The sequence below is a fragment of the Nocardioides sp. Z24_21 genome, from assembly GCF_058134345.1.
Window position 1 is genome coordinate 188,830 of the sequence record NZ_JBYTTH010000006.1, and the last position, 17,346, is coordinate 206,175.

Genomic DNA, 17,346 nt, shown 5'->3' on the forward strand with positions numbered 1-17,346 from the left:
CCCCGAGGGGGCCGGGAATCGTCTCACATCCGGGGCGGGACGCGCCCGGCTCTGCGCCGGGTGGTCGTCGTGCGGATCAGCTTTCGCGGACCAGGTTGACCACACCGACGGTGCGGCCCTGCGCATCGCGCGTGATGGCGACGCCCGCGCGCCGGGCGCGGGGGCTCAGGAGGATCGCCCGGTGTCCGGGGGAGTCGAGCCAGAGCTCCACCATGGCCGCCGGGCTGAGGTCGGCGCCTCGCACCAGCGTCTCGCCTGCCCAGGAGTGGTCGCACCTGCGGAGGACCTCACGCTGGTCGCGGTGCTCCAGGACGCCGGTGCGCGCGATCCGCGCGCCCCACTTCTCGGCCAGTCGGTCGGTGCAGCCGTCGAAGGTCCTGATCCTGCGCAGGCCGCGGTCGACGCGGGCCTCGTTGATCCGGACCATGACGGCGGTCTCCAGGGCATCGCTGCCCGGGTCGTCCGCGGTGGTGGCGGGCGCGGTGCGGGGGACCGACCAGGTCTCGGCCTCTGCCGCGACCGGCATGCCGCACGCGAGCGCGGTCGCGACGCCCAGGGCGGCGAGGCGCAGGAAACGGCGAGGCTGTGGCACGGGTCGTCCTCCAGGGAGGATCCGCAACGTGAGCGGATCTTGATGAAATCTGTTGACTCTCAACATTGACGATAGGCATGCGACGTGCATGCTGTCGACCTTTTGGGCGATTCGCGGACGTGCTGCGGACCGTTTCCTCAGATTTCGTGGAAGAGCCCCGCATTCCATCCCTGCGCAGATGAAAGCGGCTTGACGGTTTCTTCATGACGGGAACGCGCAAAAAAGAGGCCCGCGGTCTGGACCGGTGGGTCCGGACCGCGGGCCTCGTGGGGCCGGTGCCGACTGGTGTGACTGGTGTGACTGAATCCGAGCGGGCGGGGGTCAGTGCTGGGTCAGTGCTGGGTCAGTGCTGGTAGGTGCCGTGGATGATCGCGCGGCCGAGCGTGGCGAAGGCCAGGTTGAACGACACGACGGCGCACGAGGCGTCCGCGTCGACGCCGAGTGACTCCTCGCCGACCGCGTGGACGACGAAGTAGTAGCGGTGCGGCTGGTCGCCCTCGGGCGGCGCCGCACCCATGAAGCCGGCCTCGCCGCCGTCGTTGCGGACGTGGAAGGCCTTGCCGGGCAGCTCGCCCGAGGCCGCGCCGGCGTCGAGGGAGGTCACGTCGGCGGGGATGTCGACCAGGCACCAGTGCCAGAACCCGCTCGGGGTCGGCGCGTCGGGGTCGAAGCAGGTCACGACGTAGGACTTGGTGCCCTCGGGAGCACCCGACCAGCTCAGCTGGGGCGAGGTGTTGCCCTTGTCGGCCACCTGGTCGTCCTTGAGGGGGGCGCCGTCGGTGACGTCGTCGCTGGTGACGGTGAAGGAGGCGATGGGCGGGAGGAGGTCGTAGGGATCGGGTGCCACGGGTCGCTCGATGCTCATCCCTCGAACCTAGCCAGTGACCACCACGCGGGCCAGAGACAATGGGGCAATGCCCGACGACAGGCCCGCCGAGGTCCGCCCCTACCTCGCCGGCCTCGTCCTGACGGGCCGCAAGGTGCTCGTCGTGGGCGGCGGCCACGTGGCCCAGCGACGCGTCCCCTCCTTCCTGGCCACCGGAGCGCTGGTCACCGTGGTGAGTCCCGAGGTGACCCCCGCCCTCGAGGGCCTGGCCGGCGAGCTGACACTGGTGCTGCGCGACTTCGTCGAGACCGACGTGGACGGCGCGTGGTACGTCGTGGCCGCCACCGACGATCCCGAGGTCAACGCCCGGGTGGTGGCCGCCGCGGAGGCACGCCACACGTTCTGCGTGCGCGCCGACGACGCGTTGGGCGGGAGCGCCTGGACCCCGGCCGTGGGCCACCACGGCAGCGTCACGGTGGGCGTGCTCGGAAACCGGGAGCCGCGCAGGTCCGCGGCACTGCGCGACGACATCGTCAACGCCCTCCGCGACGGCCACGTCTCGGCGCGCGACGCCCACGACCGCACCCCGGGGGTGGTGCTCGTCGGCGGGGGACCGGGGGAGCCGGAGCTCGCGACGGTCGCGGCCCGGCACGCGCTGGCGTCCGCCGACGTGGTCGTGGCCGATCGGCTCGCCCCCCGCGAGCTGCTCGACGAGCTGGGCCCGCACGTGGAGCTCGTCGACGTGGCCAAGCTCCCGCGCGGCCGGTCGGCCTCCCAGGAGGCCATCAACCGGGTGATCGTCGACCGCGCCCGCGCCGGCAAGCGCGTCGTGCGCTTCAAGGGCGGTGACAGCTTCGTCTTCGGCCGCGGGTTCGAGGAGGTGCTGGCCTGTGCCTCGGCCGACGTGCCCGTCACCGTCGTGCCCGGCCTCACCTCCGCCATCGCGGTGCCCGCCCGTGTGGGCATCCCGGTCACCCACCGCGGGGTGGCGCACGAGTTCACCGTCGTGTCCGGCCACCTGCCGCCCGGACACCCCGACTCGCTCGTCGAGTGGGACGCCCTCGCCCGGCTGCGCGGCACCCTGGTCCTGCTGATGGCGGTCGACAACGCCCCCGCCATCGCGGACGCGCTGGTCTCGGGCGGTCGCGGCGCCGAGACGCCGGTGGCCGTGATCGTCGACGGGACGATGCCGACCGAGCGCACCGTGCTCAGCACGCTGGGGACGCTGGCCGACGACCTGGCCGCCCACCGCGTCGAGCCGCCGGCCATCATCGTGGTGGGCGAGGTCGTCGCCGTGGCCCGTCCGGCACACTACGGTCGTGGCTGACCCGGACCCGACCGTCGAGATCATCGAGCTGGACGACCCCGGCGACCCTCGGCTGGCCGACTACCGCGACCTGCGCGACGTGGAGCTGCGCAAGCACCTCGAGGCCGAGCACGGGCTGTTCCTCGCCGAGGGCGAGAAGGTCGTGCGCCGCGCCGTCGAGGCGGGCTACGAGGCGCGCTCCTTCCTGATGGCACCCCGGTGGCTGGCCGGCCTCAGCGACGTGCTGGCCCGTGGCGACGCGCCCGTCTACGTCCTGTCCGAGGCGATGATCGAGCAGGTCACCGGCTTCCACGTGCACCGCGGTGCGCTGGCCTCCCTGCATCGGCGGCCGCTGCCGTCCGTCGAGGAGGTGCTGGAGGGCGCGCGCTCGGTCCTGGTGCTCGAGGACCTCGTCGACCACACCAACGTCGGCGCCGTCTTCCGCAGCGGGGCGGCGCTCGGGTTCGACGCCGTCCTCCTCTCGCCGCGGTGCGCCGACCCGCTCTACCGCCGTTCGATCAAGGTCGGCATGGGCGCCGTCTTCTCGACGCCGTGGACGCGGCTGCCCGACTGGTACGACGCGCTCCCGGCGCTCTCGCGCCGCGGCTTCACCACGGTGGCCCTGACCCTCGGCCCCGACTCGGTGCCGATCGAGGAGGCGGTGGCCGGGGTCGACCGGCTCGCCCTCGTGCTCGGCTCGGAGGGGCACGGGCTGTCCGCGCGGTGGGAGGCGTCCGCCGACCGGCGCGCGATCATCCCGATGGCCGCGGGGATCGACTCCCTCAACGTGGCGGCCGCCAGCGCGGTGGCCTGCTACGCCGCGGCCCGTCGCTGACGCCGGGCGGGTGGCAGGCGGACCCTGCTCAGGCCGGTCGGCGCTGCAGCCGGCGGACCGCCAGGACGGACAGCCCCACCGCCAGGAGCACGTAGACGACGTTGCTGACCGGACCGACGTACGACTCGACGACGTGCCACTGCGCCCCGAGCTGGTGGCCGGCGAGGATGAGTGCGGCGTTCCAGACCAGGCTGCCGGCCGTGGTGAACACGCAGAAGCGCAGCAACGGCATCCGGTCGATGCCGGCGGGGATCGAGATCAGGCTGCGCACCCCGGGCACCAGCCGGCCCACGAAGACGGCGGTGCGGCCGTGACGGCCGAACCACGCGACCGCCCGGCGCACGTCGCGACCGTGCATCAGCGGGATCCGATCGGCGAGCGCGCACACCCGCTCCAGGCCCCAGGCGGCGCCGAGCCGGTAGAGCACCAGCGCTCCGAGCAGCGAACCTGCCGTCGCCCACGCGATCGCGGGCACGAGCCCGTAGTGGCCCTGGCTGGCGGTGTAGCCGGCGAGCGGCAGCACCAGCTCGCTCGGCACCGGCGGGAAGACCGTCTCGAGCGCCGTGGCGACACCGACGCCGGGCGAGCCCAGCGTGCGCATGACGAGGACCACCCAGTCCAGCACCGCGTCCATCGACCAGCCGCCGTCAGCCGCGCTGCCGCAGGGCTTCGTGGAGCACTATGGAGCCGGCCACGGCCGCGTTGAGCGAGGAGGCACTGCCGACCATCGAGATGGCGGCGACGTCGTCGCAGGCCTCGCGCCAGCCCGACGACAGGCCGTGGGTCTCGTTGCCCACCACGAGGACGACCCGGCCGCCGAGGTCGACGTCGGTGAGCGCGCTGCCGTGCTCGTCGGTGCCGACGATGCGGTAGCCGTGGGCGTGGGCGTGCTCGACGACCGGGCCGGGGCCGGGCACGCGCAGCACGGTGAGGGCGAAGAGCGACCCGGTGCTCGCCCGCACCGACTGGGGGTCGTAGGGGTCGGCGGCGTGGCCGGTGACCACGAGCGCGGAGGCGCCGAACGCGTCGGCGGAGCGGGCGAGGGTGCCGATGTTGCCCGGGCTGGTGGGCCGGTCGAACACCACGACCGGGCCGTGGCGGGTCGAGTCCTCGAGCCGGGCCACGCCGTCCTCGGGCATCTCGACGACGGCGACGAGCTCGGCGCCGTCCTCGCGACCGCTGAGGCGGGCGTGCAGCGCGGGGGAGAGCAGCACCCGCTCGGCCGACGTCGAGGCCCACAGCTCGTCCGCCCAGGTCGAGCCGGCCGCGTCGTCGGCGCGCAGCAGGGCGCGCACGGTCCAGCCCTCCCCGACGGCGCGGGTGAGTGGGCGCACCCCCTGCACGAGGAACTCGCGGTTGCGGTGGCGCTTGGTGCGGTTGGTCAGCAGCGCCTCCCACTGCTGGAAGCGCGCGTTCTCCCGGGTGATGCGCAGCTCAGCCATGGCGGTCTCCCGTCGGGCTCACTCCGCCGGCCAGGTCGCCGGGAAGTCCTCGGCCGCGGCGTCGTGCTTCTTCGTCAGCCGCTTGCGCGACTTCGCGGAGAGCCGGTCGCCGAACACGGTGCCGACGGTGTGGTCGGTCTCGTGCTGCAGGCAGCGCGCGAGCAGGCCGTCGCCCTCGAACGAGACGGGCTCGCCGTCGAGGCCGTAGCCGTCCACGCGCGCCCAGTCGGGGCGCGGGCACGGCTCAAAGGATCCGGGGAACGACAGGCAGCCCTCGTCGTCGTCGTCGAGGCGGCGGTCCTTGCCCTCGGGGAGGGTGAGCACCGGGTTGCAGACCACGCCGACGGTGCGCACGCCCTCGTCGTCGGGGCAGTCGAAGACGAACATCGCCACGTCCTCGCCGATCTGGCAGGCCGCCAGCCCGACGCCCTCGGCGGCGTACATCGTGGCGACCATGTCGGCCGCCAGCGCGGCGAGCGCGTCGTCGTAGGCGGTGACCTCGGCCTGGGGCCGGTGCATGACCGGGGTGCCCCAGCGGGTGATCGGGCGCACGGTCCCACCGGTCGGCAGCGGTCCGTGGGGTGCCCGGACGGACGGGTCGGGATCGGCGCGTACGTCGGTCGGCTGCTCGTCGGACATGCGGTGGATCCTAGCCAGCGACCGGGTGACCGCCCGCAGGGCGGGCAGGCGGTGGTGCGAGATGTAACTGACAGTTACGTTGACGGCATGGTCCTTCCTCGCATCCTGCGCCCGGGCGGTCGGCACGGGGTGTCGTCCCGCGAGACCCGCGATGCGCTCGGGCTCGCCGTGGCGGCGGTCAGCCGGGTGGCGCAGAGCGACCTCCTCGACCGCCTCGGGCTGCGCAGGCAGGCGGAGCAGACCGTCTACGCGACGACCCGCGACGGCTTCCGCGTGGCGACCGCGGCCGGGCGCACGTTCGCCCGTGCCGGTCGCAGGAGCGCCGGCGCGAGGCCGGTGAGCGCGGCGTCGACCGGGCTCTTCGACCTCACGCCCACCGACGACGAGGAGATGCTCGTCGCAGTCGTCCGCGAGCTCGCGGATGAGGTGCTGCGTCCCGCCGCCCCCGCGGCCGACGCGGCGTGTGCCGCGCCCGCCGAGGTGCTCGCCGCCGCCGAGGAGCTCGGCCTGCCCGGCCTCGGCGTCCCCGAGGCGCTCGGCGGGATCATGGAGGAGCGCTCGGCCACGGCGGGCGTCCTGGTCGCGGAGGCGCTCGCCCACGGCGACATGGGCCTCGCCGTCGCCACGCTCGCCCCGGGAGCCGTCGCCACCGCGATCGCGCTGTGGGGCACGGACGCCCAGCAGCAGACCTACCTCCCCGCCTTCACCGGCGGCGACGGGTCGGGCGCCCCCGCCGCGGCGCTGGCCGTCGCCGAGCCCGCCGTGCTCTTCGACCCGTTCCGGCTCGCCACGACCGCGCGCCGCGACGGCGACGGGATCGTCCTCGACGGGGTGAAGTCGGCGGTCGTGCGGGGCGCCGAGGCCGAGCTGTTCGTCGTGGCGGCGATGCTCGACGGCACACCCGCGCTGTTCCTGGTCGAGTCCGGCGCCGACGGCCTCGAGGTGGAGGCCGACCCCTCGATGGGGGTGCGGGCGGCCGCCCTGTCGCGACTGCACCTCTCCGGCGTCCGCGTCGGCGCCGACGCGCTGATCGGTGACGCCGCCGGTGAGGCGTACGCCGAGTGCGTGCGGCTCTCCCGCCTGGCGTGGTGCGCCCTCGCGGTCGGCACCGGGCAGGCGGTGCTCGACCACGTCAAGGACTACGTCAACCAGCGCGAGGCGTTCGGCGAGCCGATCAGCCACCGGCAGTCCGTGGCCTTCATGGTCGCCGACATGGCGATCGAGGTGCAGGCGATGCGGCTGGTGACGTGGCGGGCCGCCTCCCGCGCCACCCGGGGCGAGGACTTCGCCCGCGAGGTCGGCCTCGCCCGCCAGCTCTGCGCCGAGAAGGGCATGCGGATCGGCCTCGACGGCGTCCAGCTGCTCGGCGGGCACGGCTTCGTCAAGGAGCACCCGGTCGAGCGGTGGTATCGCGACCTCCGGGCCGTCGGCGTGATGGAAGGCGCGGTGCTCGTCTGATGATCAACCTCGAGACGCCTCGCAAGCACGCCACGCTCGTCGGCCAGGCCCACCAGCTGGCGTTGAACATGCTCCGCCCCATCTCCCGCAGGTACGACCGTGCCGAGCACACCTATCCCCGGGAGCTCGACATGCTCGCCGCGCTGATCGACGGCGTGTCCGAGACCGGGGCGACGAGCGGGGCCGGCGCGGGTGGCGTACGCCGGGACGGCACGGGCACCGGGGACGAGGCCGGTACGGTCCGCAACGGTGCCAACCTCGCCTCCGTGCTGTCGGTCGCCGAGATGTGCTGGGGCGACACCGCGCTGCTGCTCTCGATGCCGCGCCAGGGCCTGGGCAACTCGGCGATCGCGTCGGTCGCCACCGAGGAGCAGCTGGAGCGCTACCGCGGGACGTGGGCGGCGATGGCGATCACCGAGCCGGGCACCGGCTCGGACTCGGCCAACATCACCACGACCGCGGTGCGCGACGGCGACGACTACGTCATTAACGGCGAGAAGATCTACGTCACCTCGGGCGAGCGGGCCGACTCGGTCGTGGTCTGGGCGACCCTCGACAAGGAGCTCGGCCGCGCCGCGATCAAGTCCTTCCTGGTCCGCAAGGACAACCCCGGGCTGAAGGTCGAGCGGCTCGAGCACAAGCTCGGCATCCGTGCCTCCGACACCGCGGCCCTCACCTTCACCGACTGCCGGGTGCCCGCAGAGGACCTGCTCGGCTCGCCCGAGATCGACGCGCGGTCAGGCTTCGCCGGCGCGATGGACACCTTCGACAACACCCGCCCCCTGGTCGCGGCGATGGCGGTCGGGTGCGCCCGCGCCTCCCTCGACCTCACCCGCGACCTGCTCGAGCAGGCCGGCGTGGTCGTCGACTACGACCGCCCCGGGCAGTCGCAGTCGGCAGCCGCGGCGACGCTCCTGCGGCTGGAGGCCGACTGGGAGGGGGCCCGGCTGCTGATGATGCAGGCGGCCTGGATGGCCGACAACCGGATGCCCAACTCGCTCGAGGCGTCGATGGCGAAGGCGAAGGCCGGCCGGGTCGGCTCCGACGTGACGCTGTCGTGCGTGCAGCTGTGCGGGACGCTCGGCTACAGCGAGGTCGAGCTGCTGGAGAAGTGGGCCCGCGACTCCAAGATCCTCGACATCTTCGAGGGCACCCAGCAGATCCAGCAGCTCATCGTGGCGCGGCGCGTGCTGGGGCTCACGAGCGCCGAGCTGCGCTGAGGGCGCACGAAGAGCCCCCTCCCGGTGGACCGGGAGAGGGCTCTGGTGGGCGATGGTGAGTGGTCAGGAGACGGACTTGAAGGGGTCGTGCTCGGAGAGGATCCGGTCGACGCGGGCCTGGTCGATGCGCGAGACGACGTAGCTGTCCTCCTGCGCGTCGCGCACGCACTTGGCGAGCGTGAAGCTCGAGGTGGTCAGGAACATCGTCCCGAGGCCGAGGAAGGCGCGGATCCAGCCGTCGACCGGGAGGTAGAAGATCGCGAAGATCATCGTCAGCAGGGCGACGGCGAAGGAGATGCCGGCCTGCAGGAAGAAGGCGTTGGTGTTCTTGGTGGGAGTCGTGGTGGCCATGGCCCCCACCCTCGTCATCCTCGGGCGCCGCAGCAGCCGCTGACCTACCCGTTCCGGGGTGAGTACCGGCGCTCAACCGCCGCGAGTAGGTTCTGCGCATGCCCGACCAGCCGGCCCACATGTCGCCCGAGGAGTTCCGTCGCCACGGCCATGCCGCCATCGACTGGATCGCCGACTACTGGGCCTCGCTCGACGACCTCCCGGTCCGCTCGCAGGCCGCGCCCGGCGACGTACGACGTCTGCTGCCCGCCTCGGCGCCCGAGCAGGCCGAGCCGTTCGACGCCGTCCTGACCGACCTCGACCGCGTGGTGGTGCCGGGCCTGACGCACTGGCAGCACCCGCGGTTCTTCGCCTACTTCCCGGCCAACTCCTCGCCCGCCGCGATCCTCGGCGACCTGGTCTCCAGCGGCATCGGCGCGCAGGGGATGCTCTGGGCGACCAGCCCGGCGGTCACGGAGGTCGAGCAGGTCGTGCTCGACTGGTTCGCCGAGGCGCTCGGGCTGCCGGACGCGTTCCGCAGCGACGGCCCCGGTGGCGGGGTCATCCAGGACACCGCGTCCACCGCCACCTTCACGGCGCTGCTGGCCGCGCTGCACCGCGCCAGCGGGGGAGACGTACGACGGCACGGGGTCGGCGACGCCGGGTGGCGGGTCTACGGGTCCACGCAGGCGCACTCGTCGCTCGTGAAGGCCGCGATGATGGCGGGACTGGGCGAGGACGCCGTCCGCACGATCGACGTGGACCCCGCCACCCAGGCGATGGACGTCGACGCGCTGCGCGCCGCGATCGTGGAGGACGCCGCTGCCGGGCTGCGACCGGTGCTGGTCCACGTCGCCGCCGGCAGCACCTCCACCGGGGCCATGGACGACATCGCGGCCGTGGCAGCCGTCGCGCGTGAGGGGGACGTGTGGGTGCACGTCGACGCGGCGTGGGCGGGCGTCGCGGCGGTGTGCCCGGAGCACCGGGCCCACCTCGCCGGCGTCGAGGCGGCGGACTCGTTCGTCACCAACCCGCACAAGTGGCTGCTGACCACCTTCGACTGCAGCACCTTCTGGGTGCGCGACCGCGCCGCCCTGACCGGCGCGCTGTCGATCCTGCCGGAGTACCTCCGCAACGCCGCCACCGAGTCGGGCGACGTCGTCGACTACCGCGACTGGCACCCGCAGCTCGGGCGGCGCTTCCGCGCGGTCAAGCTGTGGGCGGTGCTGCGCACCTACGGTCTCGAGGGACTGCGTGCGCACGTCCGCAGCGGGGTGGAGCTTGCTCGTCGGGTCGCCGACCTCGTCGCGGCCGACGACCGGTTCGAGCTGGTGACCGAGCCGTCCCTGTCGTTGGTGGTCTTCCGGCTCCGGGCGGGCGACGAGGCGACGATGGCGGCGATGGAGGCGGTCAACGCCTCCGGCGAGGCCTACCTCTCGCACACCACCGTCGAGGGGCGCGCGGCGATCCGGGTCGCGGTCGGCAGCTGGCGCACCACACCCGCCGACGTCGACCGCACCTGGCGAGCCCTCCAGGAGGCCGCGTCCGCGCCCGGCTGATCGCCGGCTGCTCGCCCCGGTGCACGTCGGGTCCGGCCGCGTAGAGTCACCCCACGTGCAGTTCCTCGACAGCGCCACGCCGCCCCACGACCTGACCTACGACGACGTCTTCATGGTGCCTCGCGCCTCGTCCGTCGCGAGCCGCTACGACGTCGACCTCTCCACCACCGACGGCACCGGCGCGACGATCCCGATCGTGGTCGCCAACATGACGGCGATCGCGGGCAAGCGGATGGCCGAGACGGTCGCCCGCCGCGGCGGCATCACGGTCATCCCGCAGGACATCCCGGTGCCCGTCGTCGCCGACGTCGTGGCGTGGGTCAAGCAGCGCCACCGCGTCTTCGACACCGCCATCGAGCTCCGCCCGGACCAGACCGTGGCCGAGGCGCTGTCCCTGATCCCCAAGCGCGCGCACCGGGCGGCCGTCGTCGTGGAGGACGGCCGTCCGGTCGGGGTGGTCTCGGAGGCCGACTGCGCCGAGGTCGACCGGTTCGCCCAGGTCGCCCGGGTCATGAACCGGTCGGTGGTCACCGTCGCGGACGACACCGACCCCCGCGACGTCTACGACGCCATCGAGCGCGCCGGCGCCCCGCTCGCGGTCGCCGTGTCCGGCGACGGCGCGCTGGTGGGCGTGCTGACCCGCCTCGGCGCGCTGCGGGCCACCCTCTACACGCCGGCCGTCGACGCGTCCGGGGGCCTGCGCATCGCCGCCGCCGTCGGGGTCAACGGCGACGTCGCCGACCGCGCGGCCCAGCTGCTCGACGCCGGGGTCGACTGCCTCGTCGTCGACACGGCGCACGGCCACCAGGAACGGATGCTCCAGGCCCTGCGGTCGGTGCGCGCGCTGTCACCCTCCGTGCCCGTCGCCGCCGGCAACGTGGTGTCGGCCGACGGCACCCGCGACCTCATCGAGGCCGGCGCCGACATCGTCAAGGTCGGCGTCGGTCCGGGGGCGATGTGCACGACGCGGATGATGACCGGGGTCGGGCGTCCGCAGTTCTCCGCGGTGCTGGAGTGCGCGGCCGCGGCCCGCGAGCTGGGCAAGCACGTGTGGGCGGACGGCGGCGTGCGCCACCCGCGCGACGTCGCGCTCGCGCTGGCCGCCGGGGCATCGTCGGTGATGATCGGCTCGTGGTTCGCCGGCACCCACGAGTCGCCCGGCGACCTGATGGAGGACGCCGACGGCCGGCCGTTCAAGGTGTCGTTCGGGATGGCGTCGGCCCGCGCGGTGGCCAACCGCACGGCCGGCGAGTCGTCGTACGACCGGGCCCGCAAGGGCCTCTACGAGGAGGGCATCTCCTCCTCGCGGATGTACCTCCACCCCGGCCGGCCCGGTGTGGAGGACCTGATCGACCAGATCTGCTCCGGGGTGCGGTCCTCCTGCACCTACGCCGGCGCAGCCGACCTCGCCCAGCTCCACGAGCGGGCGCTCGTGGGCGTGCAGTCCACGGCCGGCTTCCACGAGGGACGGCCGCTCGAGAGGTCGTGGTGAGGGTGCGCGGCCCCGACGACGACCTCGAGGATGACCTCGACCATGTGTTCGTGATGACCTACGGGAGGTCGGGCTCGACGCTGCTGATGGGCATCCTCAACTCGATCCCCGGCTGGCTGCTGCGCGGGGAGAACCGCCACGCCATGCGGCACCTCTACGACTTCCACCGCAGCGGGCTGGTCGAGCGGGCGCGCGTCGACCCCGAGCGCGCGAGCCGCCCCACGCACCCGTGGTTCGGCATCGAGGCGTTCCCCGAGGACGCCTCGCTGCGGCACATCCGCGCCCTGGCCGAGGCGACGCTGCTGCGGCCCGAGCCCGACACGCGGGTGACGGGCTACAAGGAGATCCGCTGGTACGACGAGGACCTGCCCGACTACGTCGACTTCCTCCGCCAGGTGTTCCCGGGCGCCCGGTTCGTGGTCAACACCCGCAACCTCGAGGACGTGGCGGCCAGCAACTACTGGACGCACAAGGACGACCCGCTGTCGCAGGTGAGCGCGATCGAGGCGAAGATCCTCGACGCGGCGGAGCGGCTGGGCGACGCCGCCTACCGTGTGCACTACGACGACTACGTCGCCGACCCCGACGTGCTGCGCGGGCTCTTCGACTGGCTCGGCGAGCCCTACGTCCCGGACGCGGTGGAGACGGTGCTCGCCACCCCGCACTCGCGGCGCGGGAGGCATCGTGGCTGAGCGCCACCTCGTCGTCGCTGCGACCGCCGCGGAGGCCGCCCACGTGCCGCCGCACCTGCCACTGGTCGTCACCGGCCTCGGCAAGACCGCGGCCGCAGCCGCGACCGCCCGCGCGCTCGCGGCGTACGACGACCTGAGCGACCTCACCGTCGTCACCATCGGCACCGCCGGAGCGCTGCGCCCGGGACTCACCGGCCTGTTCGAGCCCGGCGTCGTGCTCAACCACGACCTGAGCGCCGACCTGGTGAGGGCGCTGGGCTACGACCCGCAGGAGCGACTCGATGTGGGGGCGTCCGAGGTCGTGCTCGCCACGGGCGACGTCTTCGTCACCGACCCCGCTGTCCGCGACGCCCTCGCCCTGCGGGCGCACCTCGTCGACATGGAGGGCTACGCCGTGGCGTACGCCGCGCGCGAGGCCGGCGTGCCGGTGCGGCTGGTCAAGCACGTCTCCGACAGCGCCGACGAGTCCGCGCTCGACTGGCCGAGCGTGGTCGAGGCGTCCGCGCGGGCGCTGGGGGACTGGCTGCACGCCAACGTCTGACGCGGCTGCGCGGTACGTGGTGTGCGGTGTTTGGGTCGGGCCGACAGGGCGTCCTCAAGCGGTCGCGTCCCCGCTCAACCACCCGGATCCGGGTGTCTGAGCGGGGACGAGACTGTCTTAGTGGCGCTGCTCGGGTAGAGGAGGGGCAGCGGCTCGGCTGCTCGGCCACCAGCCCCGGGGCGTTTGAGCAGACCAGCCCTTACGGCCACCTGCTTCCGCCGAGACCGGTCCCACGCTGGTCCTCGTGCACCCAGGTCATCGCGACCTCGGCGACCTGGCCTCAGGTCCAGCCCGAGACTCCCGCGACCAGTTCGCCGTCTAGGTTCTGCCTTGGCGGTCAGCTCCACGGCCGGGGCGGCATCAGGCGTCGCGACGGCGTTGGACCGGTCCAGCTCGTCGTTTGAGTCGCTGGTCGAGGTCCGCATCCGCCTTGCCGGTCACGATCTGTGCGTCTCCCATGGCCGGAGCGCATCGGCGCTCACGGGCACGCGCTTTCACCCGCCAAGGCGCGCCCATACCCGTCCCGGGTACTCGATCGCTGCAACGCTGCACTCATGATCCTCTCTGTGGGTGGCTGAGTGGGCCCTCGACGAGGACCGGCGCACGCTGCGCGTCGACGACACCCGCTCGGCCTCACCCACGCCGTCAGCCGGGCGTGGGCCCGTCGACGCCGAACCACGCGTCGACCGCGGCCTGCAGGCCGTCGCCGCCCTGCTCAGGCAGCACGCGGAAGAGCTTCCACAGGTAACCGTAGGGATCCTCGAGCTCCACGTATCGCTCGCCCCACGGGGCAGACTCGGGACCGGAAGTGACGACGCACCCTGCGGCCGCGGCGATTCGGGCGGCCTCGTCCACGTCTGCCACCTCGATGCCGATGACCACGCCGAGTCCACGGGGGCCGGTCTTGGTGAGCCGCTCGCGCGCGCTGTCGGGGAACGGCATCCCGTCCAGTGCGTCGACGAGCAGCTGCAGGGGTCCGCGCCTGAGGATCACCATCAGGGCGCGACCGTCCGGGTCCGGGACCGTCCCGACCTGCACGAAGCCGAGCTGCTCGTACAACGCCGTGGCGGCCGGCACGTCGTCGACTCGTAGCGCAAGTCGCACGGGAGGCTCATCGCTCACGCAGCGACATTAGCGTCGTCGGTGTCTGCGGCCGTCAGGTCAGCGGCGGCTGGATCTTCTCCCGGACCTCGGTCTCGGTGACCCCGAGGCCGAGTTCACAGGCTTGAGCGTGCCTCACGCTCGAAAGCTCCCAACAGGCTGGCGCCGGGGCAGGTCCCGCGCTGGTCGTGGTGCACCCAGATCATCCCGATCCCGGCGGCCCGGCCCAGGTCCAGCCCGAGACTCCCGCGACCAGCTCGCCGACCAGCTCGCCGTCCAGCTCAGCCTTGGCGGTGAGATCCACGGCTGGGGCCGAACCGCACGCTGATCACCGGCGGATCCGGACGTGCGGCCGTAGCGGCCAGCGCTGCACGGTGCCGGCGCTCAGCCGGAGACGACGACCAGGCGGAGACCATCCCCGCCCTCGAAGCTGCCGATCAGTGCCGGGCCTGGCGGGGCGTCGCCGACCCGACGCATGACGGTGAGCTCGAAGCCCGTGCCGGCGATGGTGGTGCGGTCGGACCCGTCCGTCGGGGACACCGGTTGCTCAGCGTCGTGCTGGGGGACGGTCGACACGCGTTCGCCCCAGGCGGTTGCGGTGGGTTCGCGCTGGACCTGGGTGCCGTCGGGCCGCCTCAGCAGGAGGTCGGCCTGACGGCCGCCCGTGCGGATCGCGTGGAGCACGGTCGCGACGAAGACCGGGTCCGCGCAGGCGTCGTACAGGTAGCGGGTGCCGAGGACGGAGTGCTCCATGGTGCCCAGCAGGCTCGCCTCGGCGCCCGGCAACGGAGCGGCACGGTAGGTGACCGGGACGAACAGGGTCGACGCCGATCGCGACCCGAACAGGAAGCACTCCATCCCCACCTCGCCGGCCGGATCGTCCAACCGGAACGAGCCGACCGGCTCGCGTTCGCTGGCGCCGTCCCACCACGACCTGGTGCGGAGCCAGGGACCGACGAGCTCGTCCTTGCGCGGTGAGATCGTCGCCTCGTGGAGCGTCGCCATGGGGCCACGGTAGCCGCCCGGGCCGATCCGGCGGGGCGGTCGGTTCCTCAGTCCTGCCCCGACGCGACACGAGTGGCCCGGCTCGGTGACCACCCCGCTGGAGGTGCACCCGCCCCGCCCGAGTGCCCAGTCTGGTCGGGTGAGCCGTGAGACGAGCGTTCCCGCCGACCAGCTGACCCCGGGCCAGGTCCGCCGGGCCGGGAGATGGGCGGTGGGCAACCGCGACGGCGAGCTCTTCGCGGTGTCACGCCGCTGCCGGCACCAGCTCGCCGACCTGGCCGAGGGGCGCGTCGACGCCGACGGATGCCTCGTGTGCCCGTGGCACCAGTCGCGCTACGACGTGACGACCGGGGTGATGGTCGAGGGACCGCACGGCTTCCTCGGCCACCACGGACGCACGCCGCGCTACGCGCGGTTCGTGCGCGGCTACGCGAAGGTGCTCCGGTTGCGGGTCGCGCGAGCCGTACGGGCCGGCGCCGACGTCGTCGTCCGACCGGGCAGGACTGACCGGTAGAGGCACGCCGGGGCGCCACGGTCGGAACGCTCAGGGCTCCCGGCGGCTGCTGACCGGCCCCCGGCGCAGCGTCCGCAGCAGGCCACCGGCCACCGAGCGCGGGCGCAGGACCGGCGTCCGGGACCAGCCCGCCTCCTGCATGCCCTCGAGGGTCTCGGCCAGCACCGAGACCGCGTCCGTCGTCGGGCTCCAGCCCAGCTCGGTCCGTGCGCGCGTCGAGTCGAGGAGCGGCACCGCGTAGCCCATGTCGATCCAGCCGGGGTCGACCGGCTGGAGCCGCGCGTGCCAGCTCGCCGAGACGGCGGCGCGCACCACACCGGAGGGGACGTGGACGAGGCGGGCGCCGAGCACGTCGGCCACCTGGTGGGCGGTGACCGGCGGCGGCGCCGAGAGGTTGAACGCGCCCGGAGCCCGGGCCGCGAGCACCCGGGCGAACGCGTCGGCGACGTCGTCGGCGTGCACCATCGAGATGACGAGGCGCTCGTCGATCGGCAGCACCGGCACGTGGCGCAGCACGCCGCTCGGCACCAGCGCCGGCAGGCCGTAGCGCAGCAGCGCGCTGCCCGCGTCGCGCTGCCCGATGATCCCGGGGCGCATCCGGGTCACGACCACGCCCGGGAAGTCGGTCTCGAGGCGGTCGAGGAGCCGCTCGGCGGCGGCCTTGTGCCGGCTGTACATCGACGTCGGGACGCCGGCGGTCGGCCAGGTCTCGTCGACGGGGGAGTCGTCGTGCTTCGGCGAGTAGGCGCCCACCGATGACATGTGCACGAGGTGAGGAACGCCCGTGGCCACGACGGCGTCGATCACCCGCCGGGTGCCGCCGACCCCGAGCTCGCGGAGGTGGTCCTCGCGGTGCGAGGGCTGGAACCCCCAGGCCAGGTGCACCACCGCGTCGGCCCCCTCGCAGGCGGCCCGCAGTGCCCCGGTGTCGGCGTCGTCGGTCAGGTCGACCCGGACCCACTCGGCCGCCGACAGCGGGGCGTCGTCGCCCGGCGGTCTCCGCACCAGCCCGACGAGCTCGTGCCCGCCGTCGTCGGCCAGCCGACGCAGCAGCGCCGTGCCCACGTTGCCGCTCGCGCCGGTGATCACGATGCGCATGTCGCCTCCTCGTCGTGGCGCGGCACCACGGCCCCGCTCCCGACGCCGGTACCCCGCAACCGCCTCGGGCACCGGCCGGCGCTCAGCGCGAGGTGTTGGCGGTGCGGCCCTTGGTGACCCCGACGAACGCCTGGGTGACGTCGTCGTCGCGCTCGATGCGCCAGACCAGCGCGATCGTGGTGGGCTCGAGGTCGGCCACGACGCGGGTCACCACGTCCTTGCGCTGGTGGAGGCGCGCGACCGACATCGGCACGATCACGATGCCCGTGCCGGCCGCGACCGTCTCGATCGCCTCCTGCTCGGTCATCGGCGGCCACTCGAGCTGGCGGACCGTCGGCGTCCAGCCGCTCGGGTGGGGGCGGACGAGCTGCTCGTCGACGAGGTCGGCCGTGGTGACCTCCTCGTCGGCGGCGGCCAGGACGTGATCCCGCGACGCGACGGCCACCTGCAGCTCGTCGTAGAGCCGCACGCAGTGCAGCCCGTCGCGGTCGACGGGGAGCCGCACGAGCGCCATGTCGAGGCTGCCGTCGCGGACGCCGTCGAGCTGCTCGGCCTCCGTCACCGGCACCAGCTCGAGCGGCTCGCGGCGGCGGTCGCGCCAATGGCGTGCCCACTTGTCGGGGGTCGAGCCGGCGACGAAGCCGATGCGCAGCGGGTCGGTCATGCCCCGAGCCTAGGCGTCAGCTCTTCGCGGTC

19 protein-coding genes are annotated in these 17,346 nt (G+C 73.6%); 9 read left to right on the forward strand and 10 right to left on the reverse strand.

Going from position 1 to position 17,346, the window contains the following annotated elements:
- Window positions 1–76 precede the first annotated feature (76 nt).
- Together AC3X7Z_RS18285 and AC3X7Z_RS18290 are read right to left on the reverse strand one after the other, a co-directional pair.
- Window positions 77–592, reverse strand: coding sequence for a CAP domain-containing protein (locus AC3X7Z_RS18285; RefSeq protein WP_186342536.1), 516 nt, complete (start codon window positions 590–592; stop codon window positions 77–79).
- Between the two features lie 343 nt (window positions 593–935).
- Entirely contained in the window at window positions 936–1,457 is a 522-nt protein-coding gene (locus tag AC3X7Z_RS18290; protein ID WP_489976818.1) for a YbhB/YbcL family Raf kinase inhibitor-like protein, read from the reverse strand.
- Window positions 1,458–1,506: 49 nt separating this feature from the next.
- Between AC3X7Z_RS18290 and cobA the strand changes: the two genes are divergently transcribed.
- Complete coding sequence (gene cobA / locus AC3X7Z_RS18295; protein WP_186342534.1) at window positions 1,507–2,745, forward strand: uroporphyrinogen-III C-methyltransferase; 1,239 nt, start codon at window positions 1,507–1,509, stop codon at window positions 2,743–2,745.
- Window positions 2,738–3,559, forward strand: a complete 822-nt coding sequence (locus AC3X7Z_RS18300; RefSeq protein WP_489976819.1) for a TrmH family RNA methyltransferase — start codon at window positions 2,738–2,740, stop codon at window positions 3,557–3,559. Before cobA ends, AC3X7Z_RS18300 begins: the two co-directional genes overlap by 8 nt.
- Window positions 3,560–3,587: 28 nt before the next feature.
- On the opposite strand, the gene AC3X7Z_RS18305 is transcribed toward AC3X7Z_RS18300, so the two are convergent.
- Genes AC3X7Z_RS18305 through def form a run of 3 tightly spaced genes read right to left on the reverse strand, consistent with a single transcriptional unit; the run spans window position 3,588 to window position 5,640 of the window.
- A complete protein-coding gene (locus AC3X7Z_RS18305) occupies window positions 3,588–4,193 on the reverse strand; it encodes a DedA family protein (RefSeq protein ID WP_489976820.1) in 606 nt (201 codons plus the stop codon).
- Between the two features lie 13 nt (window positions 4,194–4,206).
- On the reverse strand, window positions 4,207–5,001 hold the full coding sequence (locus AC3X7Z_RS18310; protein WP_489976821.1) for a TrmH family RNA methyltransferase: 795 nt from the start codon (window positions 4,999–5,001) through the stop codon (window positions 4,207–4,209).
- 18 nt (window positions 5,002–5,019) lie between these two features.
- Window positions 5,020–5,640 (reverse strand): peptide deformylase, encoded by a 621-nt coding sequence (gene def / locus AC3X7Z_RS18315; RefSeq protein WP_186342530.1) that lies wholly within the window; start codon window positions 5,638–5,640, stop codon window positions 5,020–5,022.
- Between the two features lie 87 nt (window positions 5,641–5,727).
- Here def and AC3X7Z_RS18320 point away from each other — a divergent pair, with 87 nt between their 5' ends.
- Window positions 5,728–7,098: an acyl-CoA dehydrogenase family protein gene (locus AC3X7Z_RS18320; protein WP_489976822.1), complete on the forward strand. Its 1,371-nt coding sequence runs from the start codon at window positions 5,728–5,730 to the stop codon at window positions 7,096–7,098.
- Window positions 7,098–8,318, forward strand: coding sequence for an acyl-CoA dehydrogenase family protein (locus tag AC3X7Z_RS18325; protein WP_489976823.1), 1,221 nt, complete (start codon window positions 7,098–7,100; stop codon window positions 8,316–8,318). The genes AC3X7Z_RS18320 and AC3X7Z_RS18325 overlap by 1 nt, the downstream gene beginning before the upstream one ends.
- A gap of 63 nt (window positions 8,319–8,381) precedes the next feature.
- Here AC3X7Z_RS18325 and AC3X7Z_RS18330 read toward each other — a convergent pair whose 3' ends face one another.
- Window positions 8,382–8,669, reverse strand: a complete 288-nt coding sequence (locus AC3X7Z_RS18330; protein ID WP_186342527.1) for a YiaA/YiaB family inner membrane protein — start codon at window positions 8,667–8,669, stop codon at window positions 8,382–8,384.
- Window positions 8,670–8,767: 98 nt separating this feature from the next.
- Between AC3X7Z_RS18330 and AC3X7Z_RS18335 the strand changes: the two genes are divergently transcribed.
- The 4 genes from AC3X7Z_RS18335 to AC3X7Z_RS18350 are packed head-to-tail and all read left to right on the forward strand — an operon-like array spanning window position 8,768 to window position 12,932.
- A complete protein-coding gene (locus tag AC3X7Z_RS18335) occupies window positions 8,768–10,207 on the forward strand; it encodes a pyridoxal phosphate-dependent decarboxylase family protein (RefSeq protein ID WP_489976824.1) in 1,440 nt (479 codons plus the stop codon).
- A 55-nt stretch (window positions 10,208–10,262) separates the two neighbouring features.
- Entirely contained in the window at window positions 10,263–11,699 is a 1,437-nt protein-coding gene (locus AC3X7Z_RS18340) for a GuaB1 family IMP dehydrogenase-related protein (protein WP_489976825.1), read from the forward strand.
- Window positions 11,696–12,391 carry a sulfotransferase gene (locus tag AC3X7Z_RS18345; RefSeq protein ID WP_206054366.1) on the forward strand — a complete coding sequence of 232 codons (696 nt, stop codon included), beginning with the start codon at window positions 11,696–11,698 and terminating at the stop codon, window positions 12,389–12,391. The genes AC3X7Z_RS18340 and AC3X7Z_RS18345 overlap by 4 nt, the downstream gene beginning before the upstream one ends.
- A complete protein-coding gene (locus AC3X7Z_RS18350; protein ID WP_489976826.1) occupies window positions 12,384–12,932 on the forward strand; it encodes a nucleosidase in 549 nt (182 codons plus the stop codon). Before AC3X7Z_RS18345 ends, AC3X7Z_RS18350 begins: the two co-directional genes overlap by 8 nt.
- 645 nt (window positions 12,933–13,577) lie before the next feature.
- On the opposite strand, the gene AC3X7Z_RS18355 is transcribed toward AC3X7Z_RS18350, so the two are convergent.
- A complete protein-coding gene (locus AC3X7Z_RS18355) occupies window positions 13,578–14,054 on the reverse strand; it encodes a VOC family protein (RefSeq protein ID WP_186342524.1) in 477 nt (158 codons plus the stop codon).
- Window positions 14,055–14,417: 363 nt separating this feature from the next.
- Window positions 14,418–15,038 carry a maltokinase N-terminal cap-like domain-containing protein gene (locus AC3X7Z_RS18360; protein WP_186342523.1) on the reverse strand — a complete coding sequence of 207 codons (621 nt, stop codon included), beginning with the start codon at window positions 15,036–15,038 and terminating at the stop codon, window positions 14,418–14,420.
- A gap of 139 nt (window positions 15,039–15,177) precedes the next feature.
- On the opposite strand from AC3X7Z_RS18360, the gene AC3X7Z_RS18365 reads away from it, so the two are divergent.
- Window positions 15,178–15,552, forward strand: a complete 375-nt coding sequence (locus AC3X7Z_RS18365; protein ID WP_186342522.1) for a Rieske (2Fe-2S) protein — start codon at window positions 15,178–15,180, stop codon at window positions 15,550–15,552.
- A gap of 30 nt (window positions 15,553–15,582) precedes the next feature.
- Here the strand turns inward: AC3X7Z_RS18365 and AC3X7Z_RS18370 are convergent, their stop codons facing one another.
- Both AC3X7Z_RS18370 and AC3X7Z_RS18375 read right to left on the reverse strand, forming a co-directional pair.
- On the reverse strand, window positions 15,583–16,650 hold the full coding sequence (locus AC3X7Z_RS18370; protein WP_489976827.1) for an NAD-dependent epimerase/dehydratase family protein: 1,068 nt from the start codon (window positions 16,648–16,650) through the stop codon (window positions 15,583–15,585).
- An 82-nt stretch (window positions 16,651–16,732) separates the two neighbouring features.
- Window positions 16,733–17,314 carry a LysR family substrate-binding domain-containing protein gene (locus AC3X7Z_RS18375; protein ID WP_489976828.1) on the reverse strand — a complete coding sequence of 194 codons (582 nt, stop codon included), beginning with the start codon at window positions 17,312–17,314 and terminating at the stop codon, window positions 16,733–16,735.
- Window positions 17,315–17,346: the final 32 nt, after the last annotated feature.